Here is an 18,784-nt window from a genome sequence, read left to right as displayed (position 1 = left end):
AACCGCCTTACGGCAATGCCGCACCGCGGGCGGTGACATAAAGCTGATACCAATGCTCGCGCGTTAACTGCAGCTGTGGGGCTGCGGCGCAAGCGCGAATGCGTTGAATATTAGTTGAGCCTATTACCGGTTGAATCGCGGCAGGATGGCGCATTAACCAAGCTAACAATATCGCTTCACTGCTAACCTGATAACTGGCCGCAAGTTGCGCGACCAGCTGGCTTACCGCCTGCTCTGTGGGTGTTTGCTTAGCGGCTTGCGCGCTATAACGGCCTTGCGCTAGGCTACCCCAACTTTGCAGCTGAATATTATGCAGTTGGCAATATTCGACGGTGCCGTAACCAAAGTGTTTTTCCGCGCCAGCAGGCATGCCGATTAACACGCTTTCATCCAGCCAATGATGGGCAGCTAAGCTCATTTCCAGCTGATTTACTCGCAGTGGTTGGGTCAGGCTGCGCTGCAATAATTGCAATTGCGCCCAGCCCATATTCGATACGCCGAAATGCCTGACCTTGCCTTGCTGTTGCAATACATCAAAGGCTGCCGCTACTTCGTCGGCTTGCAGCAGGGGATCGGGCCGGTGTAACAAGAGTAAATCCAGATAGTCGGTGCCAAGGCGGCTTAAGCTGCCGTTTACGGCTTCAATAATGTAGTCTTTGGAACAGTCGTATTGGCCTACTTGATTGGGTTGCGCCAGCTTGATGCCACATTTCGACTGCAACAGCATCTGATCGCGCTGTGCCGGAAATTGCTTTAAATAACGGCCAAACACTGTTTCGGCTTTGTTAAAGGTATAAATATCAGCATGATCAAACAGGTTAATGCCGCTTTGTAGCGCGGTGTCGATAATAGCAAAGGCTTGCTTCTCATCTGCGGCAGAAAGCGGCGCGTTATTCCAACCGCCCCCCAAGCCCATACAGCCCATCACCAAGCGACTAGCTTGCGGTAAACAGTGCGTAATAGGTAAAACAAATTGCTGCTTCGTCATAGGTATTCACTAATTTTTTTGTTTTTTGAAAAGCAGGGAGAAAAAAAGCCCCGCAACCTACAGCAGCTTTGCTAGGAAGCTTCAATCGCACTGCCGTAAGCTTCTAAATGTATAAATTTGGCAAGTCTGCGTTTCGCCCGTTCTGCCCGTACAGGCTCTCACCTGTGTCGTTTGTACACAAAGCGTACGATTTCCCAAGCCATCACCAACATCAATTCCAATGCCTGGCCCAATTGAGAAGTCCACTACATCGGAGGGTAAGCCCTGATTAAAGTTATCTACTTGCTCTTGTAACAGTTGTGCTAGGCAGCTCTCAGGTGGCTGGTTTCGCAAATCTGCAACAAAGTTACCACTTCCTTCAGCCAAAATGACACTGACTCTTTCGCCATCCACGACTGAAGTTGTAGGATCCAGTTCAAATCTTAGTTTGATCCTATCAATTGGTCCCCTATCATCGGCACGCCCACCGTACTTCACATGATAATGAACGTAATTGCTATCATCGTCAGTGCAAAACCAATTAAAAAAACGACAAGATTGCGCGCCAACAGCTTGAAGTAACACCGGCTGCTCATTGATTGCAAACTTCATATTGCCATTGACTACAGCGCTGGCAGCAGAATTTAAAGGGTTAAGGGCGGCTGTCACAGTCATACTACTACCAGCGTCGATTTCACTCAAATCTGCAGAAGTGACATACTCACGCCAGGAGCGCCGACCAATTTCATTGGCAAGTCCGGTTCGTAATACATTTTGTAAGCGTTCTTTATTAGCTCTTGAGCTAAAAACATGCGCAGCCGCTGAATTTTGGCAGTCAGTTTCAGCGGTATTGGCAGAGACATTGCTGCCATAGTCAAATGCGCGGGTGGGTTGGCGATAGCCGCTAGCATCCAGCTCACCATTAATTGCCCAAACAGCTTCACGGATTTCGCGATCGATTTCAAAAAAGCGGTTAACCATTTGCTGCTCGCCCCAGTTCAACACCAGCTGCTGCGATTGCCCAAAATCATTTGGATGTGGGCGCTGCACTCGGAATTTATAGGCGGTTTGCGCCACCGGATTTGCAACAATCAACTCTTTGAACTCGGCACTGCAAACGCGCTGTTCGCTAGTGGTTATATCGCCAACGCACACCACAGGCGGGGCTTTGGTTATTGCCAGTGTAAGCGCACTGTCCAAATTACAGATATCGCAGACAAATACATCTATCTCATAACTGCCATCGCTTGCCCATACCGTGCTACTGAGTAGCAAACCTAAAAACGTTAACGCGCCTTTCATGGTTAATAATCCTTTATTAGTTATATGCAACAGAGACGGTAGCACAAAAAATCAACAAAAAAATAAAAACCAATTAGTATTAAGCCTGATTGTTCAGATGAAGCTTGCCTAGATTTATCCAGCCAAGGGGGAGCAGCAAAACTGACCCTGCCGATAACAAGCCTTGCCCTTAGCACGCAAGGCACTTACACTATTGCCCCCTGATGATCTAGCCAACATTTAGCAAGGCCACTATGACTGAACCTACCCTAACCCGTCTGAATAAATTTATTAGTGATACCGGTTTTTGCTCTAGACGCGAAGCAGATACTTTTATTGCTAACGGGGATGTTACCGTCAATGGCCAACCGGCAGAGATGGGCGTTAAGGTAAGCGAGCAAGATACGGTGCTGGTGAAGGGACAACCGCTGCGCAGTAAACCGAAACGGGTATATTTGGCTTATCATAAACCGGTGGGCATTACCTGCACCACCGAGCGGCATATTCAAGGCAATATTATTGATGCGGTAAAGTATCCTGAGCGCATTTTTCCGATAGGCCGCTTAGATAAACCGTCGGAGGGGCTGATTTTTTTAACCAACGACGGTGATATCGTCAATAAAGTACTGCGCGCTGGCAATGCGCATGAAAAAGAGTACGTGGTCACTGTAAATAAACCCATCACCGAGCAGTTTATCCGCAAGATGAGCCAAGGGGTGCCTATCCTTAATACCGTTACCCTGCCCTGCCAAGTAACGCAGGTATCACGCAATACCTTTAAAATTATTTTAACCCAGGGCTTAAACCGGCAAATTCGCCGCATGGCCGAATACTGTGGTTATGAGGTGGTTAAGTTAAAACGCACCCGCATTATGCATATCCGCTTAGCCGAGTTAAAACCTGGAAAATGGCGCTTACTAGACCCCATCGAAATCAAAATGCTCGAGCAGCTGGTGCAGGATTCCAGTAAAACGGCGCTAACTGCAAGCTCACAAGATGATTTTGAAGAATAGTCGACACTGACGATCTCACAGCACTGCCTTAAGTAAGGCAGCGCTCTGGCTAAAGTGAAAAAGCCACTTTAGCCGCTCAAGATGCTCCCCCTACACTTTTAAAAATAGCGACTTTATAAATAACGACGATTAAAAATAGCGACTGGCACTCACATCAGCCCGCAAGTGTTAACCTAAAAAACAAACTAACCTATCAAATGATAATGATTATCATTGACTATCGCATTTAATGATCGTAGCATGCCGCTCAATTTAACTAACAGGAGCGTGTTATGAGTATTCCCCGCCTAAGCCTGCTAGCCAGTGCGATTGCCTTGGTATTGAGCCCAACCCTTTTTGCAGAAACCGTCGAAGAAGGCGTAAACTTAGAAGTGATTGTGGTCACCGGTAATCGGACAGAGCAGCCCTTAAAAGATGTTGCCGGCAGTATTTCGGTGCAAACCGCTGAAGAGCTGGCATTACAGCAAGTTACCGACTATAGCCAACTGTTCCGCTACGATCCCTCTATTCAGGTAACCGGCAGCGTGGGCGGTGCACAAAACTTTTTAGTGCGCGGCATGGGCGGTAACCGGGTGCTGCTGATTAAAGACGGCATGCGGGTAAACGAAGGCTATGGCGCTAATGGTTTAAACGATATTATCGGCCGTGGTTTTTTAGATACCTCTACCCTAAAACAAGTAGAAGTGGCTAAAGGTGCTAATTCATCCTTATATGGCTCTGATGCTCTGGCGGGTATTGTGGTATTTACCACCAAGGATCCGCTGGATTACTTAGCAGAAGGCGCTGAACTCGGTGGCAATGCGAGCCTAGGTTATACTGATTTATCCAGCCAATATCATGGCGGTCTTACCTTAGCACAGCGCATTGGCAGCAACTTTAGCCATATGTTAAGCGGTACACTGCGCCGGGGCGAAGAGCAACAAAACCATGCAAGTACCTTAACGCCCTTTACCATCGATTCCGACAGTATGCTCTACAAGCTGGTGTATCAGCTAAACCGCACCGACAAACTGAGCCTGAATGTCGACTTTTACCAGCAAGATGTCGCGGGCGATCGCGCCAATGGCTTACTGGCCTATTTTCGCAGTTTAGCGCAATTTGGCTATAACATTGCCGAAGAGTCGAATGCTAGTAACAAGAAAAACCAAGCATTACGGCTGAATTACCGCTCTGACGCCGATACTGCGCTGTATAATTATTTAGATGTTAGCCTTTATAGCAATAAGAGCCAGCAAAACGATCAAGAATACGCCAAGCTGGATATTAACGCGCCTCGCTTTAATGTGTTTCAAATCCGCCATATGTGGCAAAACAACCTTTATGAGCAAAATACCCAAGGCTTGCTGTTAAGCGCTGCTAAAACGCTCAATCAGCAGCATGCGTTAGCCTATGGTATTGATGTCGAAAAAACCACAACTGAGCGGAGCCAATACGAATATCGTACAGTTGAGGGGATGGCCAACCCCATCCGCGATGTGTTGACCAATAAATTCCCGAAAAACGATATTATGCGTTATGGCGTATATTTAAACGATACCATTAAGCTAGCCGATGGCCGTTGGCGCATTACCCCAGGCCTGCGTTACGATAGCTTCAGCATGGATCCAAACGGCGCCTTAAAACTGGATGGCACAGCCTTTGAGAAAATCAGCGATGATAAAGTGTCTTTTAATCTGGGGAGTTTGTATCAACTCACCGATAGCCTAAATGTGTATGCGCAATATGGTCAGGGTTTTAAAGTGCCCGCCTACGATTTGGCTTATATCGAACACGACTTGCAACCTACTGCGACTTATCGCTATACGCTAGTCCCTAATACCGATTTAAAACCTGAAACTAGCCATACCTATGAGTTAGGTTTACGTGGCCAATTACAGCAGCTGAGCTTTAGCACAGCGGTATTTTATAACCGTTTTACCGACTTTTTAGAAACGGCGCTGATTGACAGCAAAACCGTGCTAAACGAGCAAGGTCGCTTTCAGTATCAGCATGATACCTTCCACTATCGTAACGTGGATAAAGTGACCATTAAAGGCGCAGAGCTAAGCTTAGATTATGCGTTTAACGCGAATTGGAGCCTGTTAGCGGCAATGTCTTATCAAGACGGCAAAAACGAGCAAACTAAGGCGTATATTACCTCGATCAGCCCACTGTCGGGCAGCACCGGTATTAGCTTTAGTGGTGAAAAATTACAATCACAGTTAATGGCAAACTGGGCGAAACGCATGACGAAAGTCAACGAGGGCCAAAAACAAAGCCCTGGTTTTATCACCTTAGACTGGTTAAACAGCTATCAACTGACTGCGGATTGGCAAGTAAATTTAGCGGTGAATAACCTGTTGGATAAAGACTATCTGCGCTATAACAATATTGCTGGCCATGCCGCAGACAGCGACTCACGCGCCTATACCGAGCCTGGACGCAATATTAGCTTTACGACCCGCTATACGTTTTAAGCCATCTTATCTGCTTTAAGAAGACAGCTACCACAATCAGGCAGTTGTCTTCTTATTATCTAAGATGCTGCTGTATGTCCTGTCTACGTACTTATCATTGCGATTAGATATAGCAAAACATATTTACACTTTTAAACGGTAACCCACGCCGGGCTCGGTTTTTAAAAAAGCTGGCGCGGCTGGGTTATCTTCCAATTTTTGCCGCAATTGTGCCATATGTACCCGCACATATTCTGGCCTATCGACATACGCTTTACCCCAAACCTGACTAAGTACAAAATTATGGGTTAGCACCTTATCGGCATGACGCATTAGTAGCAGTAATAATTGATACTCAGTCTTAGTGAGGTGTACTTCTTCCCCCCCCTTAGTAACGCGATGTAACACCGGATCTAACTGCACTTCACCAAAAGAAAACACCTGTGGTTGATGCTGTATTTTGCGTAAATTGGCTCGGATTCTCGCCATCAACTCATTGGCGCTAAAGGGCTTGGTCATATAATCATTGGCGCCATTGTCCAGTGCCAAAACTTTATCTTGTTCGCCATGGCGTGCAGAAATCACAATCACCGGTACTTCTGTCCATTGTCGGATGTGCTGCAGCCAACTTTGCCCATCTAAATCAGTTAAACCTAAGTCTAACAGCACTAAATCGATACGTTGTGAGACTAAATACTGCATCGCCAATAACCCTTCACGAAAGCTTACCACCGGATGCTGATGCGTTTTTAGCAAGGTGGTTAAAAAGCTTTGCATGGCCGGATCATCCTCCAACACTAAAATGGTTTCAGCCATGTTTTATCCCTGTTGTTCTAACTTGTTACTACTACGCGGCCAAGATAAGCTGGCCACAACGTTCAGCTCGTTTACTTGCGGCGTTAAACTAAAAGTCCCCTGATGTAATTGCATTACCGACTGACAAATAGGAATACCTAAGCCAGTACCCGCATCTGATGCTAGCTTGCGTTTAATTTGTTCGGCATTAATCACTTGAAATACTTGCTGATCTTGCTGTTGCAAATAACGGATTGTAATAGGTGCGATGCCATGACGTAGGGCATTCTCTAACATATTTGAGAGTGCAATTTCCAACAGTGTTAGATCACCAGAGCAGCTTTGTTGCTCAGGTAATTGCATTTGCCAAGCGTGCTGGCTAAGTGTCGCAGCTCGACGCGCAATAGCTCCAGAAACTACTTCTTCCGGAGTAGCCGTTTGCCACGCCAACTCGCCCTGCATTTGTTGCACTCGGCTAAGCTCCATCACCTTGGTAAAGTGCTCATTAAGCAACTGACTTTGCTGATATATATTATCAGCTTGTTGGTGGATATCTTCGGCGCTAAGTGAAATGCTCCGATCCGCCAATAAGCTAGAAGCGCCCATAATAGTCGCGAGTGGAGTGCGTAAATCATGAGAAATGGATCTTAACATCATAGCCCGACTGTGTTCTAACTCAGCCGTAAAACGTGCCTGCCTGCTATTATTTATTAAACGTTGTCGTTGCCGAAAGTGCTTATGCGTTCGAGCCAGCTGCAACCTCAACTGGCCTGATAAGCGGGCGATAAAAATGCCAAGCAACAACATGACGATAAAGGTCGTCAAATAATCAATCTGATAAATGTATAACGTGTAATAAGGCTCAACAAAGAACCAGTTAAATAACACTACACTTATTAACGTGCATAAAATCGCCGCTCCCTGCCCTTTTTTCTGAGCAACAAAGGTCACCCATAATAGCTGCAGCATTGCCACATCTGAAGGTGTAAACCAATTTCGTATAGGTAATAACATTAATACAAAGAGTGTAGGCGCAACTAAAGTTAGTAAGATTAAGCGCAGACCTTTCGCATCTAGTTTTATGGCAGACAGCATAATCTTTTCCTAGTTACGCCAATACATTGGGCTAAATAACAGCAACAGCGTTAAAATTTCTAATCGTCCTGCTAACATGCCAACGGTAAGCCACCACTTGGCGCCGTCTGGTAAACTGGCAAAATTACCGGCAGGCCCGACGATATCGCCAAGCCCAGGCCCAACATTACTGACCGCAGTAGCAGCACTACTCAGAGCCGTCACAAAATCCAGTTCATACATAGCCAGCACCATAGCCAGCGCGGCAATAGTAGCAAAATAAATAAAACAAAAGGCTAAGACCGCACCCAATAATTCATCATCGACCTTTTTACTCCCGTAGCGCTGCGTCCATACCGCTTTCGGGTGAATTAGAATTTTTAATTGCTTTAACAGCAAAATACTGGCTAGTTGCGTTCGAAACACTTTTAAACCTCCCGAGGTTGAGCCAGAGCAGCCGCCACTAAAGGTCAGATAAAAAAACAATACAACAGCAAAGTTCCCCCAAAGGGTATAATCTTCCGAAGCATAACCACAGGTTGTAACGACTGAAATCACATTAAACAGACTGTGAGTTAAAGCAGCAAACCAATCCCGATCATTATGCCAGTGTTGATAAAAGGTAAGCCAGATAACAGTAATGGCAATAATCCAACAAAAGGCTCGAACTTGCGGATCTTTTATTAATATCCAACGATCGCCCCGCAGCATCCCGACATACAGTACAAAAGGCAAGGCTGCCATAAACATCCATAAACTGCTTAACCACAGTAACCAGGGTTTATCATTAAAAAAGCCAAAAGAGGCATCGTAGTTAGCAAAACCGCCGGTCGCGACCGATGTCATACCATGAGTTATGGCATCAAAACCGCTCATACCGCCTAAATAATAACTGCCCATTGCCAATCCGCTTAGCAACAAATACACCGACAAAATAGAAGAGGATAAACTGCTGCTTCTGGGCAAAATCTTCTCAGAAATGTCAGAGTTTTCAGTTTTAAAAAGTTTCATACCACCAATTTTCAGCACCGGCAATATAGCAATCGCCATCACAATAATGCCTATGCCCCCTATCCACTGTAATATAGAACGCCAAAATAATACGCCTCTGGGTAATTGCTCTAAGTTGCTTAATACTGTTGACCCTGTTGTTGTGACAGCAGAAACGGTTTCAAACCAGGCGTCGGTAAGACTTATTTCGGGTAAACTCAAGTAAAGTGGGATAGCTGCAAAAAAGCACAGCAGCAGCCAACATAGCGTTGTGAGTAGGAAAAGGTAACGTTTTTTTATTTGCGCAGCAGGCCCACTTTTGCCTTGCAAAACAGCGGCAGCGATTACGGTTATAATGGCTGATATTAAAAATTGCCAAAATACCTTATCTTGTAGCCCAAAACTGACCACTGCAGTAATTAATTGTACCAAGGCCAACATAAATAAAAGCCCGGCCAACACTTTGTAAAAAAACTGTCGATTCGCTTTAGCGCTAGCTGGCGCTAATTCTCTGTATTCCACGGTAATTCATAATCAAGCAAATAGATAAATCAAGCTTACTGAAAAGGCTGCAGCGAGGTTATCAAGCTTTTCTCAAATTTCAGCGCTCAGATATAAAGTTTTTATAAAGATTGAGGTTTTGCTACTGACAACGCAAACAGATGCGCCTTTAATAGCCGCGACTTGCATTCAAGGAGCGTTGTTATGGCACAGTTTGCCGTTATTGGTTTAGGTCGTTTTGGTTCAACTGCTTCTCTGGAGCTACTGCGGCTTGGGCATCAAGTATTAGGCGTAGATGCCGATCCAAAATACATTAATCGTTTGGCCGACAAACTTAGCTACGCGGTTATTGCCGATGCCACCGACGAGCAAGCACTCGCCGAGTTGGATTTATTGCGCTATGAAGCCGTTTTAGTGGCAATAGGGGAAAACCTCGAAGCCAGTATTTTATGCGTATTGCACTTAAAAAACCTAGGGGTGCAACAAATTTGGGTAAAAGCCACCTCGAAATCACACCACACCATTTTATCCCGTCTTGGTGTAAACCGTATTATTCACCCCGAAGAAGAAATGGGTATTAAAGTCGCACAGGCACTGAATTATCCAATGGTTAATCAGTATCTGGCGCTGGGGAATAACCAATATCTGGTTGAAATTGCGCTAATCGCACGGCTTGATGGCATGACACTGAGTGCCTTACTAGGTGATGCCACCCACTTTACCAAAGCGGTGCTGGTAAAACGGCGTGACCAATTATTTAGCCCAGTCGCAGAAGACTTTGTGCTAAAAAGCGGTGATAGTCTGGTACTCGCAGGGACCCTATCCATTCTTAAAGCACTTGCGCCACGGCTGGTTTAAGATGAAAAATTGGTTACCTGAAAACCTGCCGTATGTAAGGTTACCCACGGCTAAGATTAGCCGCATTAGTTTAAGCCCACCAGCGGTATTAGCCTTAGGCTTTTTGGGGCTTATTATGCTTGGTACCTTGTTGTTGCTGTTGCCTTTTGCCACCACGGCACCGATTACCTTGTTACAAGCGTTGTTTACCGCGACCTCTGCTGTAACTGTCACTGGCTTAGTAGTGGTAGACACGGGTAGCCAGTTTAGCCAGTTTGGGCAAATCGTCATTGCCTTATTAATCCAGGCGGGTGGTTTAGGTTTTATGACTTTCGCGGTAGTAGCGGCCGTTAGCCTTGGCGCAAAAATTGGTTTATCGCAACAAAAAATTGCGCAAGAAGCACTGGGGCAAACCTCTCTGGCGCAAGTCACCACCATTGCTAAAGCGGTATTGCTTTATGCACTGGTGATTGAGCTGATTGGTGTAATGCTACTCACGCTAACCTGGTGGTCAGAACTGGGCTTTACCACCGCACTCTATCACGGTTTTTTTTACACTATCTCAGCATTTAATAATGCTGGTTTTGCCCTTAGCAGTAATAGTCTGATGCCTTATGTTGGTAGTATTCCAGTAAACCTGATTATCACTGGCTTATTTATTATCGGCGGCATTGGCTTTACTGTATTAATTGATGTCAAAAAACAGAAGCGATGGCAGTTACTTAGCACCAACACTAAAGTAATTATACTCGCAACACTGCTGATCAATCTTGGTGCTTTTATCCTTATTTGGCTGCTAGAAGCAAATAACCCCGCGACCTTGCAGCAGTTATCAATTAAAGATCAGGCTTTAGCTGCTTGGTTTCAGGCTGTAACCCCCAGAACAGCCGGCTTTAATACGCTGGATTACAGTAACATGACCGATGCTAGTAACATTCTAACCTTATTATTGATGTTTATTGGTGGCGGTTCACTCAGTACTGCAAGCGGTATTAAACTTGGTACCTTTGTGATTTTATTGATGGCCACCTATGCTTTTTTGCGCCGCCGTGACGAGGTTACAGTAATGAAACGCACTGTCCCTACTCAACTGGTGTTAAAGGCACTGGCTTTGGCACTTGTGTCGATGATTACGATTTTTATCAGTATTTTCTTGCTGACCATTACTGAGCAAGCACCGTTGTTAGATGTCGCTTTTGAAGTAGTATCTGCGTTAAGTACTGTGGGCTTATCACGGGGGCTAACCGGCGAGTTAAGCACCTTTGGTCAGCTATTGATTATTGTACTGATGATTACTGGTAGACTTGGTCCACTCACGCTGGCTTACTTTCTAGCCACACCAAAGCGCCGACGGATCCGCTATGCCGATACGCGAATTCAAGTGGGTTAATTGACATTTCCTTACAGGCCGCCCTCCCGGGCGGCTGTTAAAGGTTATGATGATTTTAACTGCGCACAATAATCCACGGCGGGGATCGCCGGTACAAACCAAATCAGATCTGCGATAGCCGAGGCAGGTGTATCTGCCGTTATAGCTTGCGGCAAATAGTCTTTGGGATCGGTACTCTCTGCAACACTAACCATTAAGATACTGACCACAGGCTGCTCGCCTAACCACAGCGGTATGCCAATATCTTTACGTGCATGCTGAGCACCGGCAATCAGCACATTGACTTTGTCAGCTTGGCTATTGGCTAACATTTGTTTGGCCATCTGTTGATCACGGCCAATTTGCATTCTGGCGGCGGGTTTCGCCCGTTCAGCCGTAAACATACCGCAATGGCTCTTCACCATTAATTCCGCCAAATAGTTGGTATGCGCCGCCGAATGTTCCTTTACCGCGGCGGTATTTTGCCGTAGCGCCGTTTTCTCTGCATCACTTAAATCTGCCGCCACCAGCCGACTGGCCTGATCAAGCGCCAATTGCACTTGCCCTTGATAACGGGCAAAGGGCCAAGCCTTTTCAGGCCAGTTTAAGGCTTGAGGCGTGCTCAGTGTCCCCTGCTTTAACTGTGCATCTAACGCCGGTTGTTGCGCGGTATTGAGCATCTCCATGGCAACGGCACCTAAGCGCTGCTCAGCGGCAAGTTGCTGTAATACCCAAAGCTGTAACTGATGATGATCGGGATGATCATGCTGCTCGCCCAGCAATAACCAAGTGCCTGCCGGCAATTGCGTTAAAAATGCCTTGGGCGCAATCGGCTGGTTTGCATCAAGCTGATACAGGGTGCCGACCAACGGATGCAGCTGACGCTCAGGGGCTTGCCAACTTGGCAGCGTAGCACTGGCAGTATTGACAGTGTCTGTTACTGGTGTTTGGCTGCAACCTGCCGTTGTCAGTAACAGAAGGCCGCTAAGCATGCCCAACGAAAGACGCGATAGGCTAAGGTGAACTAGACCGGGTCGCGTTAGACCGGGTCGCGTTAGACCGGGTCGCGTTAGACCGGGTCGCGTTAGACCGGGTCGCGTTAGACCGGGTCGCGCCAGACCGAGTCGCGCTAGACCGGCTCGCGCCCGCTTAACTCCAGAAAATAATTTGGACATGTATTCTCCTTACAGTAATGCCAGTATGAATCTTGAAAAACCAGAATGAATCTTAAAAAAGGCTGCCAGCATAGATTGCACAACAAAATATTGCAAATGGGAATTATTGCTATTACTATCCGCATAAATTTTCTTTGCATCGGAATTAGCATGTTTAGCTCATTATTACGCTGTTTTCCTAAACTCTTACTAGGCGTGTGTTTACTTAGCCAGTTACCCCCTAATGCGCTCGCCACTAGCACGGTATTGACAAATAATCCCCCTGCCAACGCCAAGCTTGCCAGTGCCGGCGGCACCCTAACGGATATTATCTTCGCACTCGGTGCTGGCGATCAGCTACTGGCGGTAGATACGTCCAGTACCAGCCCAGCAGCCGCGGCCAATAAAGCCAGTATTGGCTATTACCGCAGCTTGTCGGCAGAGTCACTTATCGCCACTGGGGCAACCGAATTATGGGCGCTGGAAGGTACCGGCCCTGCCGCGACGCTAAGCCAACTGCGTAATACCGGAATTAAGGTTGAACACTTTGCCAAACCGCGCGATTTAGCTGAACTTTATGAGTTTATTAGTTTGCTCGGTGCTAAATTGCAGAAAGAAGCGGCAGCCACGGCGCTGATCAACCAGATCAAACAAAGCTTACCTGTGCTGCCTACCACTGCGGCGAATACGAAACCTTTAACGGCGCTGTTTGTGTTACAAGCCTCTAGCCGCGGGGTAATTGTTGCCGGTAGCGAAACGGTACCCGATCTGTTGTTTCACTACAGCGCTATGCAAAACTTAGCTACGCATAATGGTTTTAAACCGATATCTGCTGAGTTTTTAATGCTGCAACAACCGGATTTATTGGTAGTACCTGAGCATGTGGCACAAAGTGCGGGTGGGCTTAATGCCTTTTGTCAGTTACCGGAATTACGGATGCTGGCCGCCGCCAAAGACTGCCGGGTATTGGTTATGGACTCCTTGCTGTCAATGGGTATGACCAGTCGCATTGGTGAGGCTATTCAGCAACTGTACCAGTTTGGTCAGCAAACGGCTTTAACGCCAGCACCAAGTCAGGCTACGCTTGCTCAGCCTAGTGCAACGAGCGCTCACCTAGAGAACATGGTAAGGGTTAACTCTGGCAATGTCGCTGCTATTCAAAGCACTACAACCTCAGTATTAGGTCAATAATGCTACGTTTTCCGTTAATTATTACGTTGCTGGTGCTAGCTATTTTCGCTTGTGCTGTACTGGCGCTTAGCAGTGGTGCGGTACTTACCGATTGGCGCTTAGCCTTTGCTTGGTGGTGGCCTGGTTTTAGTGACGATTTTTCTGCACTGCAATTAAATGTGGTCACCGAATTACGCCTACCGCGCTTATTGTTAGGATTAATAGTCGGTGCGGTATTGGCGCAAGCTGGCTGTGCCATGCAAACGCTGTGTCGCAACCCGCTGGCCGATCCCTCATTAATTGGTATAGCAGCTGGTGCTGCGATGTTGGCGCTGTTAGTGATAGCGTTTGGGCCTCAACTGGGGTTAAGCGGCCATTATTGGGTAAGTGCAGCAGCTTTTATTGGTGCGCTGGTGACCTCGTTACTGGTGTATCAACTCTCTCGCAGCAGCCATGGTGTCAATGTCGCCACCTTATTGCTTTGTGGTGTTGCTATTAATGCCTTGGCGGCGGCAGTGATTGGGTTAATTAGCTACTATGCCTCCGACGATGCCTTACGCTTAATGAGCTTCTGGCAAATGGGCTCACTGGCGGCCGTTACTTGGCAGCCATTGCCGTTGGCCTTTGCCAGCTTGGGGCTTTGCAGCGCCCTACTCTGGTATCGGCGCAAAGCCATTAACTTGTTATTACTCGGTGAGCAGCAAGCGCGCTATCTGGGTGTGAATGTGCCACGTTTAAAGCGCGAGCTTATCGTCTTAGTGGCGCTGGGTGTGGGTGCTGCGGTAGCACTAACCGGCATTATTGGCTTTATTGGCTTAGTGATCCCGCATATTGCCCGCTTGTTAGTGGGTGCAGCCATTCCAAGAATGATGCCGGTAGCCATGCTGTTAGGCGCCTTAGTGTTAGCCCTTGCCGATTGGTTGGCACGCATGGCTGTGCCGCCGGCAGAATTGCCGATTGGCATTATCACTGCGTTATTGGGCGCACCGTTCTTTATTTACCTTTTATTGCAACAAAAACGGAGGTTGTATGCTTAAAATACAACAGCTGTCGGTCAAACGAGGCAATAGCCTAGTTATTGAGGCGCTGAGCGCGGACTTTGCGCCAGGCCAATTTGTCGCCTTACTCGGCGAAAATGGTGCCGGTAAATCGACTTTATTAAGTGCGCTTTGCTTGGATCTGCCTTTTCAGGGGCAGATCAGCCTGTTTGAGCAACCACTTCATCAATGGTCGGCAGCAGCCTTAGCGCAACAACGGGCGGTATTAAGCCAGCAACCGATTTCACCAGCGGGCCTAACCGTGCAAGAGCTAGTTTGTTTAAGCCGTTTTGGCTATCAGGAAAGTACCGAGCAGTCAGCCGAGATTGCCCAAAAATGGCTGAAAAAGCTTAACCTGATTGATTTGCAGGGGCGGGATCTAAGCCGGTTATCTGGTGGCCAATTACAACGTAGCCATATCGCCCGTTGTTTGGCGCAAGTCGATAACTCGTTAACAACGCCCAAATTGCTGCTATTAGATGAACCCACAGCAGCTTTAGATGTGCACCAACAGCATCGCTGTTTACAGCAAATCAGTGCCTTTGCCAAAGCCGGCAACTTAGTGATCGCGGTGCTGCATGATTTAAATTTAGCCGCGCTCTATGCCGATCAGGTGCTGTTACTGGACCAAGGACATATTCGTGCCCTTGGCACGCCAGAGCAGGTACTGGCTGAACAACCCTTGACCGAGCTTTACCAAACCAAGATGCATGTTTGTCGCCACCCGCGGCTTGCCTGCCCAATGATATTTTCTGAACCCCATACCGAATTATTGTAACAACACCGTTTTCAGGAGTCCTTATGCAAGAACGTATTAACGCCGTGAAAGTTGCCCGGCATTTAGCCTTAACCAGCCCAAGTGCGGTATTTTCCACCCTGTCTTATAAATTACAAGGCGCCCCTTTTGGTTCGGTGTCGACCGTGATGCTAACCGATACTGGCGATGTGATTTTCTATGTGTCGGATATAGCCCAGCATGCCCGTAACCTAGAGCATGATAACCGCTTAAGCATTACCTTGTATCATCAGGCCAGCGCGGGTGATCAAAATACCGAAGCGCGTTTAACCTTAAATGGTCATGCTCAAAAATTAACCCATGAACAAGCAGCAGAGTACGAAGCTCGCTATTTCCGCTTATTCCCAGCCGCAGAAGCCTATAAGCAAGCGCATGATTTCTATTTTTGGAAAATGCCGGTAGAGCATATTCGCTTTATTGGCGGCTTTGGCGAGATTTTTTGGCTAACCCAGCAAGAGTGGCAACAAGCGGCTCCGGCATGGCAAGCGGCAGATGAGTTGGCAATGGTGGAGCATATGAATGAGGATCATGCCGATGCCTGTGAGCTGATCACCACGCAACATAGCGGCCAAGCCGGTGCTGCCACTATTCTGACGGTGTATCCGGAGGGCTGCCACTTTATGCAAGGCGAGCGCTTGTACTTTGTGCCTTTTGCGGCTCCATGCTTTACTGGGCAAGAGGTTCGCAAAGCCTTGGTGCAACTAACTCAGCAAGCCAGACAGGCAGCCGCTTAAACAACGCTTACCCACAAACTGTTTTTATCGCGCAAATTATCTCGAAAATCGGTAACAATAGTCTTATCCACTCCGCCTTGCTGACGCTATGTCGGCTTTCTTCTGTGCTTAGCGTTGAATACCACCAGCGCTAAGCACAAAATACGAAAAAACTTCGAGCTATTACTTTAAACAACGTATAAATTAAAACTGAATGAGACTAACGCCAGCACGACTTGCAGTAAGGGCTTTAGGCGATTACGGTGCATTTAGCGACTAAAATTCAAACAACAGCTTGCATAAATCTGAAGTTTATTAACAACTTTACCTAAATCTGCCTATTGCATTATTTAGTTGATAATTTAAGGTAAAACCAACCTGAGGTAGACGTGCCATCACGTTAGGTAGCAGCGCGAGGGTATACCCATTTGTTGAGCAGGGTGATTCCCTTGACACAAAAACAAGAATATCAACAAAAGGATCTTTTATGACAAGGTTTAAAACGCTGTTAACTGCAGCGATTTTTTCCAGTTTGGTAAGCGTTTCAGCTAATGCTGCCATTGGTGGTTACCCCGTTGTTCTGGTACATGGCTTACAACCCGACAACTTGGCGAGTCGACCCAATGCCAACCAAGTAGCCGTCAATGGCGAAGCCTACTGGAGCGAGTTTTGGGCTAACCGCGCCGAAGTGCGGATTGATTGGCCATCACAAGAGCGGATTGCTGGGCGCATTGCCACCGACTATATTTGGCCAAAACTACAGCAGCTATCGCGGAACAATACCTGTAACCCGGGCTGTATTTTTGTTACCCACTCTACTGGCGATTTGGTGACACGCTATATTCTGGATAACCAAGCCTTATGGTTACAAAATGCTGGGCTACGGCCGTTAAACATTGTTGCAACCCTGGATTTTGCCGGTGCTGGCGGAGGCTCAGAGCTGGCGGATTTAGCGGTGAATGTGGCCACGGGTAGCGGCTTATTTGATCGCGCCTTGCAACTGGCTTTATCGTTATGGCTGGGGCAAATGCCTAATGCCAACAATGTTGGGGTATTAAACGATTTACGTGTTAACACTGCGCGGCAGTTAGCGGCTTTCCCGGATAGCCGAGTGCCAAGGTTACGCTTTGTTGGTGCCGCCTCTGATTTCTTGGGTGCCACCGGCCTGTTCCTACCTGGTACTGACGACGGTGTGGTCGCCAGTCACTCCAGTTGTGGTGCTTCCAGTGTCGGCAGTTTTGAAAGCTGCTCCAGAGCGGTTGCCTTTGATGGTAAGATCACCAGCCAAAGCCGTGGTGTCAGTAACTTTATGCCGCTGCATTATCCGATGTTAATGAGTGATGCTTACAGTCATAGCGCAGTGATCGGGCAGCAGCGCAAAGGGGCTATTACCGTGGCTCGCAATAGCGTGAATTTAACGGCACAGAGCGCGGTGCGCTTTAACAGTACCGATCAAACTCGAGGTTGGTGGATTTTTACTTCGCGTTATCGGGTCGTTAATGGCTCAGAGCGCCAAGCGATGTCGCCCCTAGTGTATCAAGCCGTTAATTAAGCTATTAACTAAGCGGTTAATTTAACAACTTTTGGCGAAACGATGAAAAAATGGCTCGGCTTTAGTTTAGCGCTTGTGATGGTTGGCTTAGTTGTCGTGCTTTGGCCGGCAGCTAAGCCAATTGATTCAGCAGCGCCAGTAATTGCCGAAACCACGGCTGAACCAGCGCAAAATCCAAGCATAGCTGCCGCACCAGCGGCAGCTGCAACCCTTACTGTGACCGAACAAATCGCTGTCGGCTTACCACAACAGTTTGCTTATATTGCGGTGGCCTATGAGCAAGAACTCAGCTATCCACCCTACTCACGACCATTAAGTCGAGAAGATGTGCAATTGCTTGCGCCAAATCATTATGTAGTGCAGCAAGTACCACTAGAAGGTGGTGCCAGCGCAGCTATTGTAGTACCGCAATACCGCTTTATTTACCCTGAAGCCATTGACGTTGCGCTTGCGGTAACAGGCGTTGATGCCAGTCAAGTGATGGTTAGCCTATTTTCTGAAGAAACCGGCCAAATCTTAACCGAAAGCGCTATGCCGGCCAGCGAGCAAGGTTTTAGCACCCTCCTTACGGCGGATCAGGACTGGCAAGGTGAATTACGGCTGGAAGTCGCGTTTCGCGCTAATGGTCAGCTACATCGTTTACACACCGGTATTGAGTATCAACAACCGAGTGCCGAGATTATTGGGGTAGCAGATGGCTATGCTGAAGGGACTGACTTAGTGATTCCACTGCAGCTTGAGGTCAGTGCCGCGGGGACTTATCGCGTGCGGGCGAATCTGTTTAGTCAAGACGGCGAACCGCTGGCCCATTTAGTTAGCAGTGCGCATTTAGCAGAAGGCGAAGCCACGCTGCTATTGCGGGCTTATAAAGCGGTGTTAGCTGGTAAAGAAGGCCCTTATTTACTGAATACCTTTACGGTGGAACGTCGTTCTGCCGCGCCGGGCGAGCGCAGCCGCTTTGGCAAAAGTGCACAAGCTGAATATCAGGTTGAATTTTATGGTTTAGGTTTGTTGTCTGACGAGCCTTGGCAACCCGACGCCAGTGAGTTACAGCGACTGCAGTTTTTACAGCAAATGGCTGAGGTTAAGTAAGCGCCCCC

At 47.4% G+C, this 18,784-nt stretch carries 16 protein-coding genes; 10 read left to right on the top strand and 6 right to left on the bottom strand.

Going from position 1 to position 18,784, the window contains the following annotated elements; translation table 11 throughout:
• Positions 1-7: 7 nt before the first annotated feature.
• Positions 8-988, bottom strand: coding sequence for an aldo/keto reductase (locus tag ACO1PK_RS13270; protein WP_423186086.1), 981 nt, complete (start codon positions 986-988; stop codon positions 8-10).
• An 81-nt stretch (positions 989-1,069) separates the two neighbouring features.
• Positions 1,070-2,269 carry a hypothetical protein gene (locus ACO1PK_RS13265; protein ID WP_423186085.1) on the bottom strand — a complete coding sequence of 400 codons (1,200 nt, stop codon included), beginning with the start codon at positions 2,267-2,269 and terminating at the stop codon, positions 1,070-1,072.
• 233 nt (positions 2,270-2,502) lie between these two features.
• On the opposite strand from ACO1PK_RS13265, the gene ACO1PK_RS13260 reads away from it, so the two are divergent.
• Both ACO1PK_RS13260 and ACO1PK_RS13255 read left to right on the top strand, forming a co-directional pair.
• Positions 2,503-3,261: a pseudouridine synthase gene (locus tag ACO1PK_RS13260; protein ID WP_423186084.1), complete on the top strand. Its 759-nt coding sequence runs from the start codon at positions 2,503-2,505 to the stop codon at positions 3,259-3,261.
• A 272-nt stretch (positions 3,262-3,533) separates the two neighbouring features.
• Positions 3,534-5,717 carry a TonB-dependent hemoglobin/transferrin/lactoferrin family receptor gene (locus tag ACO1PK_RS13255; protein WP_423186083.1) on the top strand — a complete coding sequence of 728 codons (2,184 nt, stop codon included), beginning with the start codon at positions 3,534-3,536 and terminating at the stop codon, positions 5,715-5,717.
• A gap of 123 nt (positions 5,718-5,840) precedes the next feature.
• Here the strand turns inward: ACO1PK_RS13255 and ACO1PK_RS13250 are convergent, their stop codons facing one another.
• The 3 genes from ACO1PK_RS13250 to ACO1PK_RS13240 are packed head-to-tail and all read right to left on the bottom strand — an operon-like array spanning position 5,841 to position 9,077.
• Complete coding sequence (locus tag ACO1PK_RS13250; RefSeq protein WP_423186082.1) at positions 5,841-6,512, bottom strand: response regulator; 672 nt, start codon at positions 6,510-6,512, stop codon at positions 5,841-5,843.
• A 3-nt stretch (positions 6,513-6,515) separates the two neighbouring features.
• The gene (locus ACO1PK_RS13245; protein WP_423186081.1) at positions 6,516-7,586 is read right to left on the bottom strand and encodes a sensor histidine kinase; all 1,071 of its coding nucleotides are present in this window, start codon (positions 7,584-7,586) and stop codon (positions 6,516-6,518) included.
• A gap of 9 nt (positions 7,587-7,595) precedes the next feature.
• Positions 7,596-9,077, bottom strand: coding sequence for a TrkH family potassium uptake protein (locus ACO1PK_RS13240; RefSeq protein WP_423186080.1), 1,482 nt, complete (start codon positions 9,075-9,077; stop codon positions 7,596-7,598).
• A 183-nt stretch (positions 9,078-9,260) separates the two neighbouring features.
• Here ACO1PK_RS13240 and ACO1PK_RS13235 point away from each other — a divergent pair, with 183 nt between their 5' ends.
• Positions 9,261-9,914 (top strand): potassium channel family protein, encoded by a 654-nt coding sequence (locus ACO1PK_RS13235; RefSeq protein WP_423186079.1) that lies wholly within the window; start codon positions 9,261-9,263, stop codon positions 9,912-9,914.
• 1 nt (position 9,915) lies between these two features.
• A complete protein-coding gene (locus ACO1PK_RS13230; protein WP_423186078.1) occupies positions 9,916-11,283 on the top strand; it encodes a TrkH family potassium uptake protein in 1,368 nt (455 codons plus the stop codon).
• Between the two features lie 44 nt (positions 11,284-11,327).
• Here ACO1PK_RS13230 and ACO1PK_RS13225 read toward each other — a convergent pair whose 3' ends face one another.
• The gene (locus tag ACO1PK_RS13225) at positions 11,328-12,254 is read right to left on the bottom strand and encodes a ChaN family lipoprotein (protein WP_423186077.1); all 927 of its coding nucleotides are present in this window, start codon (positions 12,252-12,254) and stop codon (positions 11,328-11,330) included.
• Between the two features lie 333 nt (positions 12,255-12,587).
• On the opposite strand from ACO1PK_RS13225, the gene ACO1PK_RS13220 reads away from it, so the two are divergent.
• From ACO1PK_RS13220 to ACO1PK_RS13195, 6 genes are all read left to right on the top strand, one after another.
• Positions 12,588-13,607 (top strand): heme/hemin ABC transporter substrate-binding protein, encoded by a 1,020-nt coding sequence (locus tag ACO1PK_RS13220; protein ID WP_423186076.1) that lies wholly within the window; start codon positions 12,588-12,590, stop codon positions 13,605-13,607.
• Positions 13,607-14,623, top strand: a complete 1,017-nt coding sequence (locus ACO1PK_RS13215; RefSeq protein WP_423186075.1) for a FecCD family ABC transporter permease — start codon at positions 13,607-13,609, stop codon at positions 14,621-14,623. Before ACO1PK_RS13220 ends, ACO1PK_RS13215 begins: the two co-directional genes overlap by 1 nt.
• Positions 14,616-15,401 carry a heme ABC transporter ATP-binding protein gene (locus ACO1PK_RS13210; RefSeq protein WP_423186074.1) on the top strand — a complete coding sequence of 262 codons (786 nt, stop codon included), beginning with the start codon at positions 14,616-14,618 and terminating at the stop codon, positions 15,399-15,401. Before ACO1PK_RS13215 ends, ACO1PK_RS13210 begins: the two co-directional genes overlap by 8 nt.
• Positions 15,402-15,424: 23 nt before the next feature.
• On the top strand, positions 15,425-16,153 hold the full coding sequence (locus ACO1PK_RS13205) for a HugZ family protein (protein WP_423186073.1): 729 nt from the start codon (positions 15,425-15,427) through the stop codon (positions 16,151-16,153).
• A gap of 466 nt (positions 16,154-16,619) precedes the next feature.
• Entirely contained in the window at positions 16,620-17,684 is a 1,065-nt protein-coding gene (locus ACO1PK_RS13200; protein WP_423186072.1) for a hypothetical protein, read from the top strand.
• Between the two features lie 42 nt (positions 17,685-17,726).
• Positions 17,727-18,776 (top strand): hypothetical protein, encoded by a 1,050-nt coding sequence (locus tag ACO1PK_RS13195; protein ID WP_423186071.1) that lies wholly within the window; start codon positions 17,727-17,729, stop codon positions 18,774-18,776.
• Positions 18,777-18,784: the final 8 nt, after the last annotated feature.

The organism is Alishewanella sp. d11 (assembly GCF_049390205.1).
Taxonomy (GTDB): Bacteria; Pseudomonadota; Gammaproteobacteria; order Enterobacterales; family Alteromonadaceae; genus Alishewanella.
This window is presented reverse-complemented; position numbering and strand designations above follow the sequence as displayed.